The sequence below is a fragment of the Peptoclostridium litorale DSM 5388 genome (genome assembly GCF_900141635.1).
Taxonomy (GTDB): Bacteria; Bacillota; Clostridia; order Peptostreptococcales; family Peptostreptococcaceae; genus Peptoclostridium; species Peptoclostridium litorale.
Genome location: NZ_FSRH01000002.1, coordinates 21,803 through 40,570, shown reverse-complemented (window position 1 = coordinate 40,570; position 18,768 = coordinate 21,803). Strand labels below are relative to the sequence as shown.

Genomic DNA, 18,768 nt, shown 5'->3' with positions numbered 1-18,768 from the left:
ATGAATAAATTTCTAAGCACAATTAAGTGGGATGTCAGATTCCAGATTAGTAACAAGCTGTATGCAGTTGGCTTCGTCTTAACGGTAATGTGGATAGGTGTCATAATCCTCTTTCCAGCTGAATACATGCAGTATGTAATTCCAATCGTTTTACTATCGGACTTGGCCACAATGGGATTGCTGTTCATGGGTGCTATAGTTTATTTCGAGAGGGGACAGGGCTTTATATACTCTATTGTTACGACACCGCTAAAAACAAGTGAATACCTGATATCCAAGGTCATTTCGCTATCTCTTTATGTCTTGCTGGTGACTACAGCAGTAGTGGCCAGCGTCTCTTTCATCAAGAACTTGAATGCAAATTACATGTATATGCTCTTATCGGTACTAGTGGCTTCAGCATTTTATACGTTGCTCGGATTCCTGCTGAGCAGTTTTTTTAAAACTTTTACAGATTTTCTGTTTCCTATGGGCGTTCTATTTACATTTTTCAACATGCCGCTGCTTTGGATGTTTGACATTGCGTCGCTTCAAGGATTTAGACATATCATATATATAATGCCCTCCTACGGCCTAGTCATACTGCTGCAGTCAATATTGACCCCAAAGCCTTGGTATGACATTGTTTATGCGGTGATTTACAACACGATTGCAATACATGCTCTTTACCGATTGTGCATAAAACATTTCAACAGGAGAATTATAGGAAGGAGTCGTGATATTGATGCATAAGGATATCAAACTCATTGTTTATCAGATCAAGAGAATAGGCAAAGATAACCTGATGCTCCTGCTGTTGGTATATCCGGCTTTGTTGGCAGCGGTTGGAAAATTATCAATCCCATTTTTCAGGGATGCCTTTATAGAGGACTTTGATTTGATGAACCATTATCCCGCAATATTGGTGTTCTTCATTATTGCTAATCCGTATATTTACGGAGCGCTCGCGGCATTCACACTGCTGGACGAGAGAGAGGAAAATGTACTTCTGGCCATAAGAGTGACACCTTTAACACTGTCCCACTATTTAGGCACTAAAGTATTCTTTTTTTCCATAGTCTCAATACTATCGGGCATGTTCATCACCTGGTTTTTAGATTTGGTTACTATCAGTTTTGTAGAGTCATTCGTTATAAACACATTGATTGCTATGTCAGCGCCATTTAGCATGATTCTGATAAACAGTTTCGCAAATAACAGAGTGGAGGGCTTTGCACTTGTAAAAGGTACGAGTCTAATGATAATATTGCCTTTAACTGCGTTCTACGTTCCTGAAAAATGGAACCTGCTTTTAGGCTGTATTCCAGGATACTGGCCAGCTATGTCTATAAACAAACTGGCGAATCCATCATTCGGATTTATGCCATATTGGGGATATTCGCTGGCGGGATTCTTATACATTCTAATTTTGATCGCCTTATGCTTTAGGCGGTTCAAGCGTAGAATATCTTAGAGTTAGTTTTCTGTGACAATTTCAGTTATCGCTAAATAATGGTTCCATGCATATATAGCTTTAGATGATCTCTAAATAAGTGAATGTATCCGAGTTGATTTACCAGAAGTAAAGGATCATATTGATTTAATATCAAAAAAAGAGGTGTGAGTCTTATTAATCCGCACCTCTTTTTACATAAAACAGCTACGTTGATCTATCTTTTGTTTTTTAAATATTGAATTTAAATATTGAATAAAACTCAATGCTTCTTTAAATTCATCCTCACTCAACTCAGATAAATCAACAATTCTACTTTGGTTTTTTTCGACTTGAACAGTTCTGCTACTCAAAAAGTAAGTTGCAATTGTACCGGTTAGCATACCTATGAATCCTATGCCAACAAGCATCAACATTGCAGCCAGAATTCTTCCCGACGAAGTCACGGGAGATATATCTCCATATCCAACAGTTGTTGCAGTTACAAAGCTCCACCAAAGCGCATCTTCAAATTTGTTAATTGTCAAGCCGTATTCTAAGTGGTAGATTCCTATTGCTCCAAACAAAATTACTGCAACAGTCATATATGCTATATAAATAAAACCATTTGTATAGACAAAGCTATTAATATTACGCTTAAGCTTTTTAGCAAAAATAATAAATTTTAGAAATTTAAAAATTCGTGCAAACCTCATTATCCGGAATAGCCTTGCGGCTCTAAAAATTCTAAAGAAAGAGCTAAAGGGTATAATGGCAATTAAATCTGGAATATTTTCTTTGAAAAAGGCAGGCTTGTCAGTGGATAAAAACAGCCTAGAAAAGTAATCGACTGTAAATATGATTAAAATGCAAAGCTCAACATAGTAAAGCTTTGGCGAGGACTCTATGTCAACTTTACCCATTAAATCAAGAAAAGTTATAGATACTGCAATTACTGCTAATAGAGCAATCATCACTTCATAATAAATTCTCGATTTTTTATTCAATGTCTTATTGGTCATATTTTCCTCCTTCGAACGAAGGACATAAAGGTGCAGACAGCTGTATGCTATTATTCAAGCTCGCGCACCACGAATAGAAAGTTACTCTTGGTGCTTATCCGATAGTATCTTGATGTTTTGGATAAAATCTATATTGATCAAATCTGTTTTTCCTTTTCCTTCAACCTTAATCCAATTGTCGACTACTTCAATAATTCTCACTCGTTTGAAGGTAGGACCAAATGAACCAGATGATATATTACAGACCTTACCGATATAGCTTTTGATTAAATCATTTGACATTTGAACACCTCTTTTCTTTCTCTGTCTGCTCTTAGCAGTAATAATCCTTCTTTCTGATGGTATTAAAATAAAGAACAGTACAAATGTGGGCAAATAAATCGCTATCCATACTGCAGGGCTCAAAATTATCACCGCCTATGAAAAAGTAGATATAACTCAGACTGCTTTATAATTTATATATTCCCAATTTCGGAAATGTTATTATCATAAACGATAAAACTAAAAAAATATTGTTCAATATTTAAACACATTCTCATAAAGTAATCCTTTTCTGATATAGCATGGAATATTACCCCAGTAAAATCCCCCAAACAAAGACGGGATATCAAATAATATCCCGTCTTACAATGTATTGATTTATTTGATGATGTCAAAAACATCATTTTTAAATCTCATTTACAAATCATGCTTTTATAGCCCAACGCATTTTTGTAGAACGAGCACGACTATTGATATTACATTCTTCTGCCGATGGGCGGATAATCTCAGGAGAAATTTCTCGGTAAACGCCTTCACGAAATAAACGTTTAAACGATTTTTTGACAAGACGATCTTCTCCTGAATGAAAAGAAAGTATGGCAACACGCCCACCCTCAGCAAGGGCAGCAGGAAGTTTTTCCAAAAATTCATATAACACTTCAAATTCACTGTTTACATCAATTCGCAACGCTTGGAAAGATCGTTGACAGGATTTTTTGATCTCATCATTTCTTTTATTTTCCGGTATGAATTTCAGAGCCTCTTTGATTATATGTTGGAGCTGAGTTGTTGTTGATATGTCTGTTCCCTTTTTAATTTCAGAAATAATAGCATGAGCGATTGCTTCGGCATGAGGCTCGTCCGCATTTTCTATCAACATACCATGTAATTCATCTTGTGAAATATTTTTTAAACGCTCTGCAGCAGATATGCCTTTTTTAGGATTAAGTCGTAAGTCCAATGGCCCTTCAGTCTTATATGAAAATCCTCTTTCAGGATTGTCTATTTGCATTGAAGAGACACCTAGATCTGCTAATACAAAATTTAGCGGTCCTGATTCGGCCGTGATTTGATCTATATTGGAAAAGTTCAATTGCCTGATCGTTAAAATTTTGGAGTCATAACCTAAACTCTCTAAACGATCCCTAGTACGCGGCAATTCAATAGGATCTACATCAAGTGCATACAAGTGTCCCTTTGAATCTAAGCATTTAAGCATTTCTAAAGTATGGCCGCCATAACCTAGTGTTGCGTCTAATCCAATTTGTCCGGGAGTAATTTGTAAGAATTCTAATATTTCATTAACGCAAATTGAGATATGCATGCCGGCAGGCGTGCTGCCCTTTCGAATAACTTTTGCCACAGTATCTGCATATTTATCTGGTTGCAGTTCCTTATATTTTTCTTTAAAAGATTTAGGGTGAGTGCCTTTATATCGAACACGTCGCTCGTATTTTTTCTCTTGATTATCCATTGCATATCCTCACTAAATTTTCGTTTGTGAATTCGAAATTTGAAATTGATGTTCTATAAAACGTTGGGCTCATTCTTTCTTCCACCTTTCATCCAATTATTAACATCGTTTTGCAATGATGTTATAAATCATATTAGCAAATACGATTCATAAATGCAAACTTAAAGCCCATTGTTGATGAGCCTGTACATATCAACCTGTTTTTTTATTTCACCGCAACTTTAAAAGCTCTAAAATTCTTTCTTATAATACTTTCTTTTATGATATAATTAAATTTGATTCTCAATCGGAGAAAATACTAATAAATCAAAGTAATTAGAGTTTAAGGAGTTGTTACAATTGGGCGAAAGAAAACAAACTATAGCCCCTCAGGAAGAGATGGCAATGCAAGAGGAATATATAAGAAAAGTAAGAGCAATAAACGACGAACACTTTGAAAAAACGGGCAGGAAAAAAACATATTTCACTACAACCTACGGATGTCAGATGAACGAACATGACTCTGAAAAGATGAATTTCATGCTTATGAAGATGGGTTATGAAGAGGCTTCAGACATAAATGAATCAGACCTTGTAATATTCAATACATGTGCTGTGAGGGAACATGCTGAACTTAAGGTCTATGGAAAGCTAGGACACATGAAGACCATAAAGAATAAAAATCCTGACTTCCAAATAATGATTTGTGGCTGCATGATGCAACAAGAACATGTGGTAGCTGAAATTAACAAGTCATTCAGGCATGTCGATGCCATATTTGGAACTCACAATTTTCACAAGCTTCCGCAGTATATATACGATTCGTTTAGTTCAAAGAAGACAATAGTTGACGTATGGAACATAGACGGACAGGTCATAGAGGGCATGAGGAGCATAAGAAAGTTTGATCTAAAGGCGTATGTGAACATAACATTCGGATGCAACAACTTCTGCACATACTGCATAGTGCCTTATACAAGGGGAAGGGAAAGAAGCAGGCATCCAAAGGAGATACTTGACGAGATAAGGCTTGCCGCATCTCAAGGCGCAAAAGAGATAACGCTACTTGGACAAAATGTCAACTCTTATGGAAAGACTCTTGCAGAGCAGCACTCTTTCGCAGAGCTTCTAAGATCGGTAAATGAAATAGATGGAATAGAACGAATAAGATTCATGACCTCTCATCCAAAGGACCTCTCAGATGAGCTTATATATGCTATGAGGGACTGCAAAAAGGTGTGCAGGCATCTTCATCTGCCATTCCAGTCGGGAAGCAGCCAAGTTTTAAAGAAGATGAACAGAAGATATACAAAAGAGCACTACCTTGCTCTTGTTGAAAAGATAAAAAGAGAAATCCCCGACATGGCTTTCTCTACGGATATAATAGTAGGTTTCCCTGGAGAAACTGAAGCGGACTTTTTAGACACTCTTGACGTTGTGAAAAATGTCGAATACGATTCGGCGTTTACATTCATATATTCAAAGAGGACAGGAACACCTGCGGCAACTATGGAAGACCAGGTTGAAGAGGACGTTAAAAAAGAAAGGCTAAACAGGCTCATGAACAAGGTGAACGAGATAAGCGCCAAAATAAACGAAAGCTACCAGGACGAGATTGTCGAGGTTCTTGTTGAAGGACAGAGCAAAACTGACTCTTCAAGGCTTATGGGAAGAACGAGCCAGCACAAGCTTGTAAACTTCGAAGGCGGCTCGGATCTTGTGGGACAGCTTGTAAACGTAAAGATAACAGACCCTAAGACATTTTCACTAAACGGAATAGTACACAAGTAAAAAAGAGCACTCTTTCGAGAGTGCTTTTGCTTACACACAAGGAGGGAACGATTGTGATGGAAAAACTCACTCCAATGATGAAGCAGTACATGCAGATAAAGTCAAACCATAAGGACTGCATACTGTTTTTCAGGCTGGGGGATTTTTACGAAATGTTCTTCGACGATGCAATTGAAGCGTCCAGAATACTAGAAATAGCCCTTACCGGCAAAAGCTGCGGTCTTGAGGAAAAAGCGCCAATGTGCGGCGTGCCTTACCACTCCGCTGAAAACTATATAGGACGTCTCATAAAAAGCGGTCTGAAGGTCGCGATATGCGAGCAGACGGAAGACGCCTCTGCCGCAAAAGGACTTGTCAAAAGGGATGTTGTACGGGTTATAACCCCCGGAACCATAATAGAGGACAATTTTTTGGAAAACAGCAAAAACAACTATTTAATGTCAATATTCTCAATGCAGGCTGATTATGACTGCGGAATCTCATATGTGGACATAAGCACGGGAGACCTTTTTTGCACTGGCATAAGCAAGCACGAACTGGGCGAGGAGATAGGCAAGATCCAGCCAACTGAAATAATATTCAGCGACGACTCATTAAAAAACCACATTAAGAACTCATGCTTCGGACTATCCATATATATAAATGAAGACTCTCATTCCTATTTTGACGGCTCATCTTCAGCCACAGTCGACTGTTTCGGAGAGGAACACATTGCAAATGCGGGTCTGAAGGGCAAGGAATCAGTTCTAAAGAGCATAGACGGGCTTTTAAGCTATATAATTCAGACTCAAAAACAGTCGGCATCAAACATAAGCCAGATACACCTTTACAGCCAGGATGACTTCATGAAGCTCGACGGCTTCACGAGAAGAAACCTCGAGCTCACACAGACGATAAGAGGCTCGAGTAAAAAAGGAACCCTTCTTCACGTTCTGGACAAGACAAAGACATGCATGGGCAGCAGGCTCCTCAAAAAATGGGTCGATGAGCCATTGGTATCAGAGAATAAGATTAGCAAAAGGCTGGACATGATAGAAGAACTCTTTTCTGATTTTGCCTTGAGGGATGACATGTCTAAAGAGCTCAGGGAGATATACGACATAGAGAGGCTTTGCGCAAAGATAGCATTTGAAAAGATAAACCCAAAGGAGCTTATAAATCTCAAAAACTCTATAGCTAGGATTCCGTCAATAAAACAACTTGTCACAGAGTCCGGTCACAAAAACCTTATGGAACTTTCAGGAAGCCTTGACGAGCTTTCAGATGTCAAAAGGCTAATAGAAGAGTCTATACTGGATGAGCCGTCTTTTTCCTCAAAAGACGGAAATATAATAAAAGCGTCTTTTGACGAGAGGGTAAAGGAGCTTAGGGACTTTTCCATAAACGGAGCAAACATAATAAAAAGCATAGAGGAAAGCGAAAAGGAAAGAAACGGCATAAAGTCGCTTAAAATAGGCTTCAACAAGGTGTTTGGATACTATATAGAAATAACAAAGACAAATCTTAAGGATTTCAAGCTTCCTGAAAACTACACCAGAAAGCAGACGCTGAGCAACTGCGAAAGGTTCATAACCCCAGAACTTAAAGAGGTGGAAGAAAAGATAATATCTGCCCAGGAAAAGATAAAAAGCCTTGAATACGAGATATTTGTAGACATAAGAAACAAGGTTTACGGCGAAATCGTAAGAATTCAAAATGCAGCAAAGATAATAGCCTCTTTCGACGTAATAAACTCACTTGCACAGGTTGCAAATGAAAACAATTACGTAAAGCCTGCAATTTCAAAATCAGGAGACATAGACATAGAATCTGGAAGACACCCTGTCATAGAGACGATGTCAAAAGACCAGTGCTTCATACCAAACGACACCGCAATTGACAATGACAAATTCATAGGAATAATAACAGGGCCTAACATGGCTGGAAAGTCGACATACATGAGGCAGGTGGCCCTCATATGCCTTATGGCGCACATAGGCTCGTTCGTTCCAGCACAAAACGCGAAAATACCTCTTCTAGACAGGATATTTACAAGAGTTGGGGCAAGCGATGACCTTTCACAGGGCCAGAGCACATTCATGGTGGAAATGTCGGAGGTGGCGCAAATACTCAATAATGCCAGTTCAAAAAGCCTTGTAATACTGGACGAGATAGGAAGAGGCACAAGCACATACGACGGACTCAGTCTTGCATGGGCAATAGTGGAACACATACACGACGATATAGGCTGCAAGACCCTCTTTGCAACGCACTACCACGAACTTACTGAACTGGAAAACGAGTTTCCTGGCATAAAAAACTACTCCGTTGACATTCAGGAAAACGGTGAAGACATAGTGTTCCTCAGAAGGATAATAGCAGGCGGAACAGACAAGAGCTACGGAATACACGTTGCAAAGCTTGCAAAGCTTCCTGAAAGCGTAATAGACAAGTCGAAGGAGATTCTCGAAAGACTTGAGGAAAAAAAGATATCCGACAACAAAAGCAAGATTTCATCAGGCGCCAGGGCTAGTAATGTTAAAACCATTCAGGAGGAAAAGCCTGAGTGCTCTTTGGCCCATTCAAAGGAGGCGATACATGTAAAAGAGCAGGTCAGCATGTTCGACTATAAAAAAGATATAATGATACAAAACATAGCCAAACTAGACATAATCAACATGACACCTCTGGACGCAATGAACTATCTGTACACAATGCAAAAAGAGGCAAAAATGCTTGGGGATGATTAATTTGAAGAATAAGATCAATGTTCTCGACGATTTTACAATAAACAAAATAGCCGCCGGCGAAGTTGTGGAGCGTCCCGTATCTGTGATAAAAGAGCTTATAGAAAACTCAATAGATGCAGGCGCCACCAGGATAATAGTGGAAATCCAAGAGGGCGGCAAAAAGCTGATACGGATAACCGACAACGGCTGCGGCATAGATTCAAGCGAAGCCGAAAAGGCATTTTTAAGGCATGCCACCAGCAAAATAAAGAGCATAGAAGACCTTTACAAGACATTTTCACTTGGATTTAGAGGCGAGGCGCTTTCGAGCATACTTTCCGTTTCAAAGGTGCAAATAGTCACAAAGACAGCGTGCGAAAAGGCTGGAACCAAACTCTCATATGAGGCTGGAAAACTCATCTCAAGAGAGGCTGTGGGAACCGTAAACGGAACTACCATAATTGTGAGTGACCTTTTTTTCAATGTGCCAGCAAGGAAAAAGTTTTTAAAGTCAGACAGGTCTGAAACCATCCAGATAAGCGATATAATAAACAAGTTTTCAGTGGGGTATCCAGACATAAAGTTCGAGTATATAAACAACAAGAAGGAGATGTTCTCCTCTATAGGGGATGGGGATGTCACAAACTGCATAAGGGCCGTACACGGCAAGGACATATCTCAAAACCTCATACAGGTGGACATGGAGATAAGGGATATGAGGATATGGGGCTATATATCGAACACATCCGTATACAGAAACAACAAGAGCCTTCAATATGTATATATAAATGGAAGAACAGTGCGAAATTATGCCCTTTCAAACTCCATAAATGAGGCGTACAAGTCCATCATACCTCTTAACAAGCATTCAATATGCTTTTTGAACATCAATATAGACCCAAAAGACGTTGATGTAAACATACACCCTGCAAAGCTAGAGGTCAAGTTCAAGGACGAGCATATGTTGTACAAAGAATTCAAGAGCGCGCTTGAGGGAATACTTTTGAAAAGCAATATAATACCAAAATACAGGCATTATTCACTATCAATGAATGACATGCTTAATAATGGGTTAACGGCAAACAGTCCAGAAAAAAAGATAATAGATGATATATTTACGGAAGATATTAAAATATCCATTTCAAATCAGCCTATTGCAGCTTCGACTGAGAATACCAATTCTTCAAAGAACACCATAGGCTACAATATGGACAGAATAAGCGGCAGTATAAAAGAGTGCGAAAACCAGCTTTCTATCCTATCTAAAGAGGCTGCAACATCTGTTCCGCCGGATTCAATAAAAGAGAAAGTTAGTGCCGAAAAAGTGCAGGCTCATTTTGAAAAACCAGTGGACATACTGCCACCTAAAGAATATACAGAAAAAAAGACTGACAGTAAACATAAGAGCGCAGCAATAAAAGAAAGCGAAACAGCATTTGGAGTACCAGCAAAAAGCATTTGTAATTCTGGCACTAAAAACCTGGATATTGGTGATAATATTAAATCCAATGCCCATAATCATCAAAATTGCGAAAAAACAGATGGAATTTCCACTAGTATATCGTCAACCAGCAGAAATGATAGTGAGGCAAGCAAACTTAATAATATCAATTTTAAGGGCAGTATGCCAGCAGACAATAGCGCAGATAAAGAAAATAACAGATACAACAGCGGAAACAATAAAAACAATAACATAGGAGCATTTCAAATAGTAGGGACTCTATTCAACACATATATAATAGCACAGTTTGAAAAATCCATGTTCATGATAGACCAGCATGCAGCGCATGAGAGAATAATGTTTGAAAAATATATAAATGCATTTGAAAACCAGAGTATATCCAGCCAGATTCTCATGGATCCGGTAGTGATAAACCTCTCGCTGACTGACATGGGAGTGGTCGAAAGCAACATGGAGTTTTTCGAAAAATTCGGATTTGGGATAGAGCAGTATGGAATGAACTCCATAATAATACGGTCGGTACCCAATATGTTCGGACATCCCGAATCCGAAAAGTTCATATATGAAATAATAGACGAGCTTGACTCGAAAGACAGATCATATGAATTCAAGCTGGAGAAGCTCGCTTCAAAAGCATGCAAATCCGCAGTGAAGGCTCGAGATGTGCTTTACGATATGGAAATCAAAAGGCTTTTAAATGACCTTTCTCTCTGCTCAAATTCCTTCACCTGTCCCCATGGAAGGCCGGTAATAGTCGAACTGACTGAAAGGGAAATTGAAAAAATGTTTAAAAGGATAATATAGACAGGATGTGTTAATATGGGCAAAATACCATTAATAATAATAGCCGGGCCCACAGCGGTTGGAAAGACGGACCTTTCGATAAAGCTGGCCCACAAGTACAATACAAGCATAATATCAGCGGATTCAATGCAAATATATAGGCACATGGACAAGGGAACAGCAAAACCATCAATAGAGGAAATGGACGGAGTGAATCACTACATGATAGATGTAGTCGAGCCCTCTGAAGATTTTTCTGTGGCGGAGTTTTGCAGACTAGCCGAGGGCTATATAGAGGATATCCATTCAAACGGGCATATACCAATTGTAGCCGGCGGGACAGGACTTTATATAAACTCGCTCCTGTATGATATGGACTTTTCAAGCTCACAGTCCAATGAAAAACTCAGAAAAGAGCTCAGGGATTTTGCAAATGAACATGGGCCGGAAAAACTCCATGAAAAGCTAAGAGCCGTATCTCCTGAAAATGCGGACAATATCCATCCAAACAATGTAAAAAGAGTCATAAGGGCTCTTGAGATATATTATGAGACTGGAAATGAAAAAAAGGATTTTGCAAGCGCTCCAAAGCCAAGCACAAAATACGATCCCATACTGATAGTTTTAAACAGAGACAGGGAGCACCTATACTCCAGGATAAACAAGAGGGTCGACATAATGATGGAAGATGGCCTTTTAGACGAAGTCAGACAGCTTTTGGAAATGGGCTGCACCCAAAATATGATTTCAATGAGAGGAATAGGGTATAAAGAAATTATATGTCACTTGGAGGGGCTTTATTTTTTAGAGGAAGCTGTTGAAGAAGTAAAGCTAAACAGCAGAAGATATGCCAAGAGGCAGCTTACTTGGTTTAGGCGATATGACTTTGCAAAATGGTTTAATATAGACGAGTTCGATGACTACAGTGCACTTGAAAAATCTGTCATAGACTATATTGAGCATATGCTTTCAAATAGGTAGGCCGCATATACATTATGCCATATATAATATTATTATATTAGGGGGTGCTGATTGTGAAGAGTAATTCTATCAATCTTCAAGACTATTTTTTAAATCAAGCTCGAAAAGAAAAAATAGCAATAACAATATTTCTGATGAATGGAGTCCAGCTCAAGGGATTGGTAAGAGGATTTGACAGTTATATAGTAGTACTCGACACTGACGGGAAACAGCAGATGATATACAAACACGCCATATCTACAATAATTCCCAGTCAAAACATAAATCTCACAAGCAATGTGAATCCTTCTACTCCTGAATAGATTCAAAGTGTGATATTCATGTTAAACAGTCAGCATTAGCATGCTTTCAGTTTTATTGATGAGTAGCCGAACAAGCAAATGGACATATAACTAAAAAGAGCTTTAAATTAAAGCCGTAGACATACAACAAGTCTGCGGCTTTAATTTATCGTTATGAAAAAGATGCATGCTCTATGCCAAACAAACGATTGAACATGCAATTTTTTTATGATAAAATTTCAGATAGTGTAGTTTTACATAAAATACAGCTTAAGCAGGTGATTTATTTGGATATAGGCACTAATGACATACTTTGTAAGCAGTTTTCAATTCCGCAGGATGTAGTTGCATTTTCGCAAAAAATAGAATCATCTATTCAAGATCAGTTCAAATCCATGGAAAAAATCCAAGAGTATAATCAGTACAAAGTTCTAAAGGCAATGCAAAAGGCAAATCTGAGCGATACCCATTTCAACTGGGCGACTGGATACGGATACAATGACATCGGCAGGGAAAAGGTCGAACAGATATATTCGTATGTATTCAACACTGAAGATGCAATAGTGAGACCTAATATTGTAAATGGAACACACGCACTTTCACTTTGCCTATTTGGGGTGTTAAGGCCCGGGGACGAAATACTCTCGTGTACTTCGAGGCCGTATGACACTCTTGAAGAAGTGATAGGCATAAGGGCATCTACAGGATCTCTTTCTGAGCTTGGCATAACATATAATCAAGTGGAATTTTTGGAAGATGGAAACCCCGATATAGAGACAATTAAAAAGAGCATATCCTCAAAGACAAAAATGGCATACATACAAAGGTCTAAAGGCTACAGCTGGAGAAAATCCATGAGCATAGACGACATAGAAAGAATAGTTCGTGCTGTCAAAGAGGTAAAAGAAGATATAATCGTAATGGTGGACAACTGCTACGGCGAATTCATAGAGACAAGAGAGCCTACAGATGTGGGAGTTGACATAATGGCCGGCTCTCTTATAAAAAACCCAGGCGGAGGACTGGCGCTTACCGGAGGGTACATAGTAGGGAAAAAAGAGCTTGTGGAAAAAGTTTCATACAGGCTCACTTGCCCGGGGATAGGCAAGGAATGCGGACTTACATTTGGAGTCACAAGGAATGTGCTTCAAGGTCTGTTTTTAGCCCCATATACTGTGTGCCAAGCTTTAAAGGGCGCTGTATTTTGCTCTAAGTTTTTCGAAGAGCTTGGATATGAAGTCCTTCCAAAGCCTACTGAAAACAGGAGCGACATAATACAGTCTATAAAACTTGGAAGCGAAAAAGACGTAATTTCATTTTGCAAGGGTATCCAAGCGGCCGCGCCGGTTGATTCGTTCGTGTCTCCTGAACCGTGGGATATGCCCGGATACGATTCGAAGGTGATAATGGCTGCAGGTGCGTTCATACAGGGCTCTTCAATAGAGCTAAGCGCCGACGCGCCTATAAAACCTCCATATATAGTATATTTTCAGGGAGGGCTTACTTATACTCACTCGAAATTCGGAACCATAAGTGCATATTCTCAAATGCTTAGGGATAAATAAAAACAATATAATAAAATAGCTGATGGCATAGCCATACAGCTATTTTATTATATATACATATTTGAATTTTTAAACTAAAAATATTTTGTTTTTTTACACAATACCACTTTACAAAAAGCCATCTATAATATATAATTTCAATAAATATCGTAGACTTTAAGTGGATTAATCAAAATAAAGTTCGTCTATTCACGAACTTTATTTCCGGAAACGCACCGTACATACAGCGGTTTTATAGTATATCAATTTCTTTTTTAGAATAAATTCAGATTTTGGGAGGTTTACCATGCTTAGAAGCCTAAATGAAAACATTTTATCAAACCTTTTGTATTACATTACAAAAGAAAACAATTCACCAGAAAGCCTTAGAAAAATACTTAATTCTCACTCAGAAGTTCAGTTCGTGTCTCTTGCGGGAGTTGATCTTGGAGGACAAGACACTGACGAGAGAATTCCAATAGACCTTTTCATAGAAGATATTGAACAATTTTTAGAGTCAGGAATACAAACAGACGGCTCTAGTGTTTATCTTCCTGGCATAGCTACTTTGAACGACGCCAAAGTAATGATAATACCGGACAAGGATGTGAACTGGTATGTCGACTACAATTTCGACAATGTAAACCCAGGAGATAGTAAGCCTGTTGGAACACTTAGAATTCCATGTTTCCTAATTCACGGAAACCGTAATGTCGGTTCAAGATCAATACTTAAAAATGCAATATCAAATCTAAAATCAGAAGTTTTAAATGTGCTTTCTAAAAACGACCACACACTTGAAGAAATAGGAGTGGGTTCATTCGACGAAATAAACGAGCTTGTCCTGACTTCTGCTACAGAGCTTGAGTTTTGGGTCAACACCCCTGACGACATAATAGACGAAGAGCAGCTTTCTATATCACAAAATCTGAAAGAACAGTACTGGAAGAGGACTCAGGGAGTAGTCAGAACAGCCATGGAGAAATCAATATGGCTTATGGGCCTTTACGGCTTTGAACCTGAAATGGGTCACAAAGAAGTCGGAGGAGTAAGGCACAGCATAGGTGTTGACAGGGAAGGACACTTCATGGAACAGCTTGAAATCGACTGGAAATACAGCACAGCTCTTCAAGCTGCAGACAACGAGCTTTTCATAAAAAATCTTATAACAGACGTCTTCAATGTATACGGACTTGAAGTTACATTCAATGCAAAACCTATAGAAGGGGTTGCCGGAAGTGGGGAGCACACTCACATAGGAGTTGCTGCAAAACTTAAAAGCGGAAGATTCGTAAACCTGTTCTCGCCAAAGGACATGAAAAGCGAATACATGACCTCCATAGCATATGGCTCTTTGATGGGGATACTTAAAAACTACGAAGTTATAAACCCATTCGTAACGGCGTCAAACGATGCACTTAACAGATTAAAGCCTGGTTTTGAGGCCCCTGTATGCGTGGTTACATCGCTAGGCAAAAGCAAGGATGAACCTTCAAGAAACAGATCTATACTTATAGGCCTTATAAAGGATTTTGAAAACCCTCTTGCAACAAGATTCGAACTAAGAGCGCCAAACCCGCATTCGAACACTTACCTTCTTCTTGCAGCATGCTATCAGGCAATGGTTGACGGAATGAATGCGGTATTTGCTCAAAAGAGAAGCATGAAAGAGCTTGAAGACGAGCTTTCAAAAAAATACGGAGAAGAAGGCTTCTATCTGGAAACATTCAGGGAGTATAGAAGCGAAGAGGACGTATTCGAATACTACAGCGACGAAGAAAGATCAAAGCTGTTTGGAAACCCTCCAAGAACAGTATTGGAAAATATAAAGTCATGCAAAAGCAGCATAGACAAGAAAGAAGTCCTTCTTAAAAATGACATTTTCACAGAGGATACAGTAAACTCGTATAGAGCTACAATACTTCAAAGATGGATAAACGAACTTATGGGAAGAATAATCCCAAGAAACATGGAGATTGTAAGAGAATGCAAGAAAATACCTGTTACAGATGACATATCAGACCTAGACGTTGTAATGTGGAACAAGATAAATGGCATGAGATGGTTCTTGATGAAAGACAGCATGGACAAGTCTTCTATGTTCACAAGGATCAAAAATGCTCTCGAAAGCAAGGACTACAACCTGGCTTCTGACCTTCAGATAGAAATGACTTCAAAAATGTCTGAACTTAAAAAGCTTTACTCGGTATACAAAAAGAACCAGTTTTAATAAGTATTGACCATAAAAGCCCCCGCTTAAATGAATAGCTGGGGGCTTTTTTATTAATTATTATTATATCAATATAACGTCTATTTGCGCTCTTCTCGATAACATTACTTTTATACTGCCTGTTCACAAGCATGAAATCCCATATTTTGAAATCATGCTCATTCATATGGCAACCGTAAGTCGTGGTCATATGCTTTTTTATTTGACATTCTTTCTGAAAAGACCTTTTACCACACCAAGTATATTTACGCTCTGAGCATATATCGGCTCCATTGTTGAATTTTCAGGCTGAAGCCTCACTCTGCCATCTTCCCTGTAAAATCTCTTTACAGTCGCCGTATGCTCGTTCACAAGAGCCACTACAATCTCGCCGTTTAACGCTGTTGACTGCTTGTTTACTATTATATAGTCTCCGTCAAGTATTCCGGCTTCGATCATTGATTCGCCTTTTACCTTCAGTATGAAATTGTCATTTCCCTGAATAAAGCTCTCTGGAAGGTGAACATACTCTTCTATGTTTTGTACCGCAAGTATCGGTTCTCCTGCCGTAACATCCCCTATTATCGGAACCTCTACAGTATGCTTTTCAGACAGGTTTTCATCATTGTCGCACACGACACCAATTGCCCTTGGCTTGCTCGGGTCCTTTTTTATGTAGCCCTTTTTCTCAAGCTTGTTCAAGTGACTGTGAACAGTTGACGTAGACCTCAAACCTACAGCTGCACATATCTCCCTTACTGAAGGTGGATATCCTTTTTGAGATATCTCCGTTTTTATGAAATTCAATATATCTTCTTGTTTTTTAGTGAGTTCAGAACACATATATATAACCCCTTTCCATATGAAATAATAATACATATCTCGGTAAGCTAAAACTCAATTTGTTAAAAGGTTTAAAACTTAAGAGTTGATATAGGAATCACATCCTACTAAATAAAGTATATCATTTTTTGCGAAAAAATACAAACAAATGTTCTGAAAAACATTGACACAGAACCTACGTTCTGGTATTATTTTCTTAAGAACAGACGTTCAGAACTTACGTTCGCAAACTGCGGTTCGCTAAAACTTTATAAGGGGGATTTGCCATGAAAAAATATCTCTACATAATATTATTACTGTTAACCACATTGAACCTATATACTGTATTTGCATACGGAAAGCCAGAATTCAAAAATAAGGCCATAATAGTGGAGAGGGTGGTCGTTAAACCCGGAGACACGCTTTGGGAAATAGCTCAAAAAAACAATAGCGACAATATTGACATAAGAGAATATATATATGAGATCAAAAGAATAAACAACATAGAAAATTCTACAATAACGCCAGGGGATACGATACTGGTTCCAATAAAATAAATCCATTCCATCATTACAATAATATAGCAGCGTATCTGTCATGAAGCTCAAGCCGCCTTACGCTCAATGTAGGCAAGTTTGTGCTTTTTCTTTGTCACAAATAAGCTATAAAACAGCAAGGGTAGATCAAATATTTGTAAATTTTATAATTCAAAACAGAAAAATACATTTCATTATAGTAAAACAGTTGGGATTATTGTTATTTTAAGTTTTAAAAGGCAATGTTCTTCCGCGTGCATTTGCACATGTTTATATTTATATCGATACTATATTGCAATTACATCCGTTTTACTATAATATTTAATTATAGTAAAACTGTATTTTCAGGATATCGGACACTGCTTTCCTTTCGCCATTACTGCCTATGCTTTTTTCAAGAAATATCAGTTGCCAATGAGAATATAAACCGTACAGCAAAACCAAAATGAAGCATCTCCACCAAGGTTCACCATACTATAATTATGTAAACATAGGAGGCCGCAATGAACTTAGCAAAATTAGAAAACACTATAGAGAGATTTTTAAAAAAACTATCTTCCGAAAAAAAGTCAAAACACACCATTTTGAATTATTCATCCTGTCTCAACAATTTTTTAGTATACATAAGAAAGAACGAATACGATGCAGACTTCGATTTCAAACAGGTGGTGTTCGACTACATAGACGACATGGACCCGGACTACTCGGTAAACACACTCAACACAAAAAGGAACATACTAAAAAGCCTTATCGTATACATGCACAACAGATCTTACATAGATGAAAACTTTGCGGGTAACATAAAGCTCATAAGAAAACACTCCGCCGCCAAAAAACAGGTGCTTGAGCCTCATGAGATAAAGGCTATATTGGATGTTCTCGAAAAGGACATAGAAGATGCAAGCGGATACAACCTCTATCATAAAGTGAGAAACAGATTCCTCTTCATGATGATGATATTCACGGGAATGAGGCGCTCCGAGATAGTATCGCTCAAGTGGTCCGATGTGAACACCCGCTCGAACGAAATAACAGTCCTCGGGAAGGGCAGCAAGGAGAGGATAGTCCCCCTCAAAAGGGATATAAGGTATGAATATCTAGACTTCAAGGATTTGATAGCCGAGTTCGAAAGCAAGGGATACAATATGGATTCCCCATACATATTCAGGTCAGAGCACAAGGATAAAAAAAGCGGGGCTAAAAGCTCCCATATGCACCCTAAGAACGTCGAAAATATAATAAACTCGATTGTAAAACGGGCTGGAATAGATAAAAAGATCACTCCTCACAACCTTAGACATAATTTCGCCAGCTACGCCTTGAAAAGCGGGATGAGCATACCTTCTCTTTCCGCTATACTGGGACACAGCTCTCCCGACATAACAATGAAGATATACGCCCATGAGATAAGCATGGACGAGAGGAAGAAAGAAATGAAAAAGCTCGATTTTGGAATATAACAAACAACCTTATCAACATACGAAGGCAAACCAAAAGCCCCTGC

At 38.5% G+C, this 18,768-nt stretch carries 15 protein-coding genes; 11 read left to right on the top strand and 4 right to left on the bottom strand.

Translation table 11 applies throughout. The annotated features are described in order from the left end of the window. Nucleotides 1-732, top strand: coding sequence for an ABC transporter permease (locus BUQ87_RS01880; RefSeq protein ID WP_038265379.1), 732 nt, complete (start codon nt 1-3; stop codon nt 730-732). Next, the gene (locus BUQ87_RS01875; RefSeq protein WP_074210016.1) at nt 722-1,453 is read left to right on the top strand and encodes an ABC transporter permease; all 732 of its coding nucleotides are present in this window, start codon (nt 722-724) and stop codon (nt 1,451-1,453) included. Before BUQ87_RS01880 ends, BUQ87_RS01875 begins: the two co-directional genes overlap by 11 nt. A 173-nt stretch (nt 1,454-1,626) precedes the next feature. Here the strand turns inward: BUQ87_RS01875 and BUQ87_RS01870 are convergent, their stop codons facing one another. The 3 genes from BUQ87_RS01870 to rsmH form a co-directional block, all read right to left on the bottom strand. Further along, nucleotides 1,627-2,433, bottom strand: coding sequence for an ion transporter (locus BUQ87_RS01870; RefSeq protein ID WP_038265383.1), 807 nt, complete (start codon nt 2,431-2,433; stop codon nt 1,627-1,629). A gap of 81 nt (nt 2,434-2,514) precedes the next feature. Beyond that, nucleotides 2,515-2,838 carry a DUF6897 domain-containing protein gene (locus BUQ87_RS15515; protein WP_038265386.1) on the bottom strand — a complete coding sequence of 108 codons (324 nt, stop codon included), beginning with the start codon at nt 2,836-2,838 and terminating at the stop codon, nt 2,515-2,517. A 280-nt stretch (nt 2,839-3,118) separates the two neighbouring features. Continuing rightward, the gene (gene rsmH / locus BUQ87_RS01860; protein ID WP_038265390.1) at nt 3,119-4,168 is read right to left on the bottom strand and encodes a 16S rRNA (cytosine(1402)-N(4))-methyltransferase RsmH; all 1,050 of its coding nucleotides are present in this window, start codon (nt 4,166-4,168) and stop codon (nt 3,119-3,121) included. 339 nt (nt 4,169-4,507) lie between these two features. On the opposite strand from rsmH, the gene miaB reads away from it, so the two are divergent. From miaB to BUQ87_RS01825, 7 genes are all read left to right on the top strand, one after another. Further along, on the top strand, nt 4,508-5,938 hold the full coding sequence (miaB, locus tag BUQ87_RS01855) for a tRNA (N6-isopentenyl adenosine(37)-C2)-methylthiotransferase MiaB (protein ID WP_038265392.1): 1,431 nt from the start codon (nt 4,508-4,510) through the stop codon (nt 5,936-5,938). Between the two features lie 56 nt (nt 5,939-5,994). After that, nucleotides 5,995-8,667: a DNA mismatch repair protein MutS gene (gene mutS, locus BUQ87_RS01850; RefSeq protein ID WP_038265581.1), complete on the top strand. Its 2,673-nt coding sequence runs from the start codon at nt 5,995-5,997 to the stop codon at nt 8,665-8,667. A 1-nt stretch (nt 8,668) separates the two neighbouring features. Beyond that, complete coding sequence (mutL, locus tag BUQ87_RS01845; RefSeq protein WP_038265583.1) at nt 8,669-10,912, top strand: DNA mismatch repair endonuclease MutL; 2,244 nt, start codon at nt 8,669-8,671, stop codon at nt 10,910-10,912. A gap of 15 nt (nt 10,913-10,927) precedes the next feature. Beyond that, nucleotides 10,928-11,872 (top strand): tRNA (adenosine(37)-N6)-dimethylallyltransferase MiaA, encoded by a 945-nt coding sequence (gene miaA / locus BUQ87_RS01840; protein WP_038265394.1) that lies wholly within the window; start codon nt 10,928-10,930, stop codon nt 11,870-11,872. 53 nt (nt 11,873-11,925) lie between these two features. After that, complete coding sequence (hfq, locus tag BUQ87_RS01835) at nt 11,926-12,174, top strand: RNA chaperone Hfq (protein WP_038265397.1); 249 nt, start codon at nt 11,926-11,928, stop codon at nt 12,172-12,174. A gap of 266 nt (nt 12,175-12,440) precedes the next feature. Continuing rightward, a complete protein-coding gene (locus BUQ87_RS01830) occupies nt 12,441-13,718 on the top strand; it encodes a methionine gamma-lyase family protein (RefSeq protein WP_038265399.1) in 1,278 nt (425 codons plus the stop codon). 286 nt (nt 13,719-14,004) lie between these two features. After that, a complete protein-coding gene (locus BUQ87_RS01825; RefSeq protein ID WP_038265402.1) occupies nt 14,005-15,927 on the top strand; it encodes a type I glutamate--ammonia ligase in 1,923 nt (640 codons plus the stop codon). A 198-nt stretch (nt 15,928-16,125) separates the two neighbouring features. On the opposite strand, the gene lexA is transcribed toward BUQ87_RS01825, so the two are convergent. Continuing rightward, a complete protein-coding gene (gene lexA, locus BUQ87_RS01820) occupies nt 16,126-16,749 on the bottom strand; it encodes a transcriptional repressor LexA (protein WP_038265405.1) in 624 nt (207 codons plus the stop codon). Nucleotides 16,750-17,015: 266 nt separating this feature from the next. On the opposite strand from lexA, the gene yneA reads away from it, so the two are divergent. Further along, complete coding sequence (yneA, locus tag BUQ87_RS01815; RefSeq protein WP_038265407.1) at nt 17,016-17,285, top strand: cell division suppressor protein YneA; 270 nt, start codon at nt 17,016-17,018, stop codon at nt 17,283-17,285. 482 nt (nt 17,286-17,767) lie between these two features. Beyond that, on the top strand, nt 17,768-18,724 hold the full coding sequence (locus BUQ87_RS01810) for a tyrosine-type recombinase/integrase (protein WP_038265409.1): 957 nt from the start codon (nt 17,768-17,770) through the stop codon (nt 18,722-18,724). The last annotated feature ends 44 nt before the right edge of the window (nt 18,725-18,768 follow it).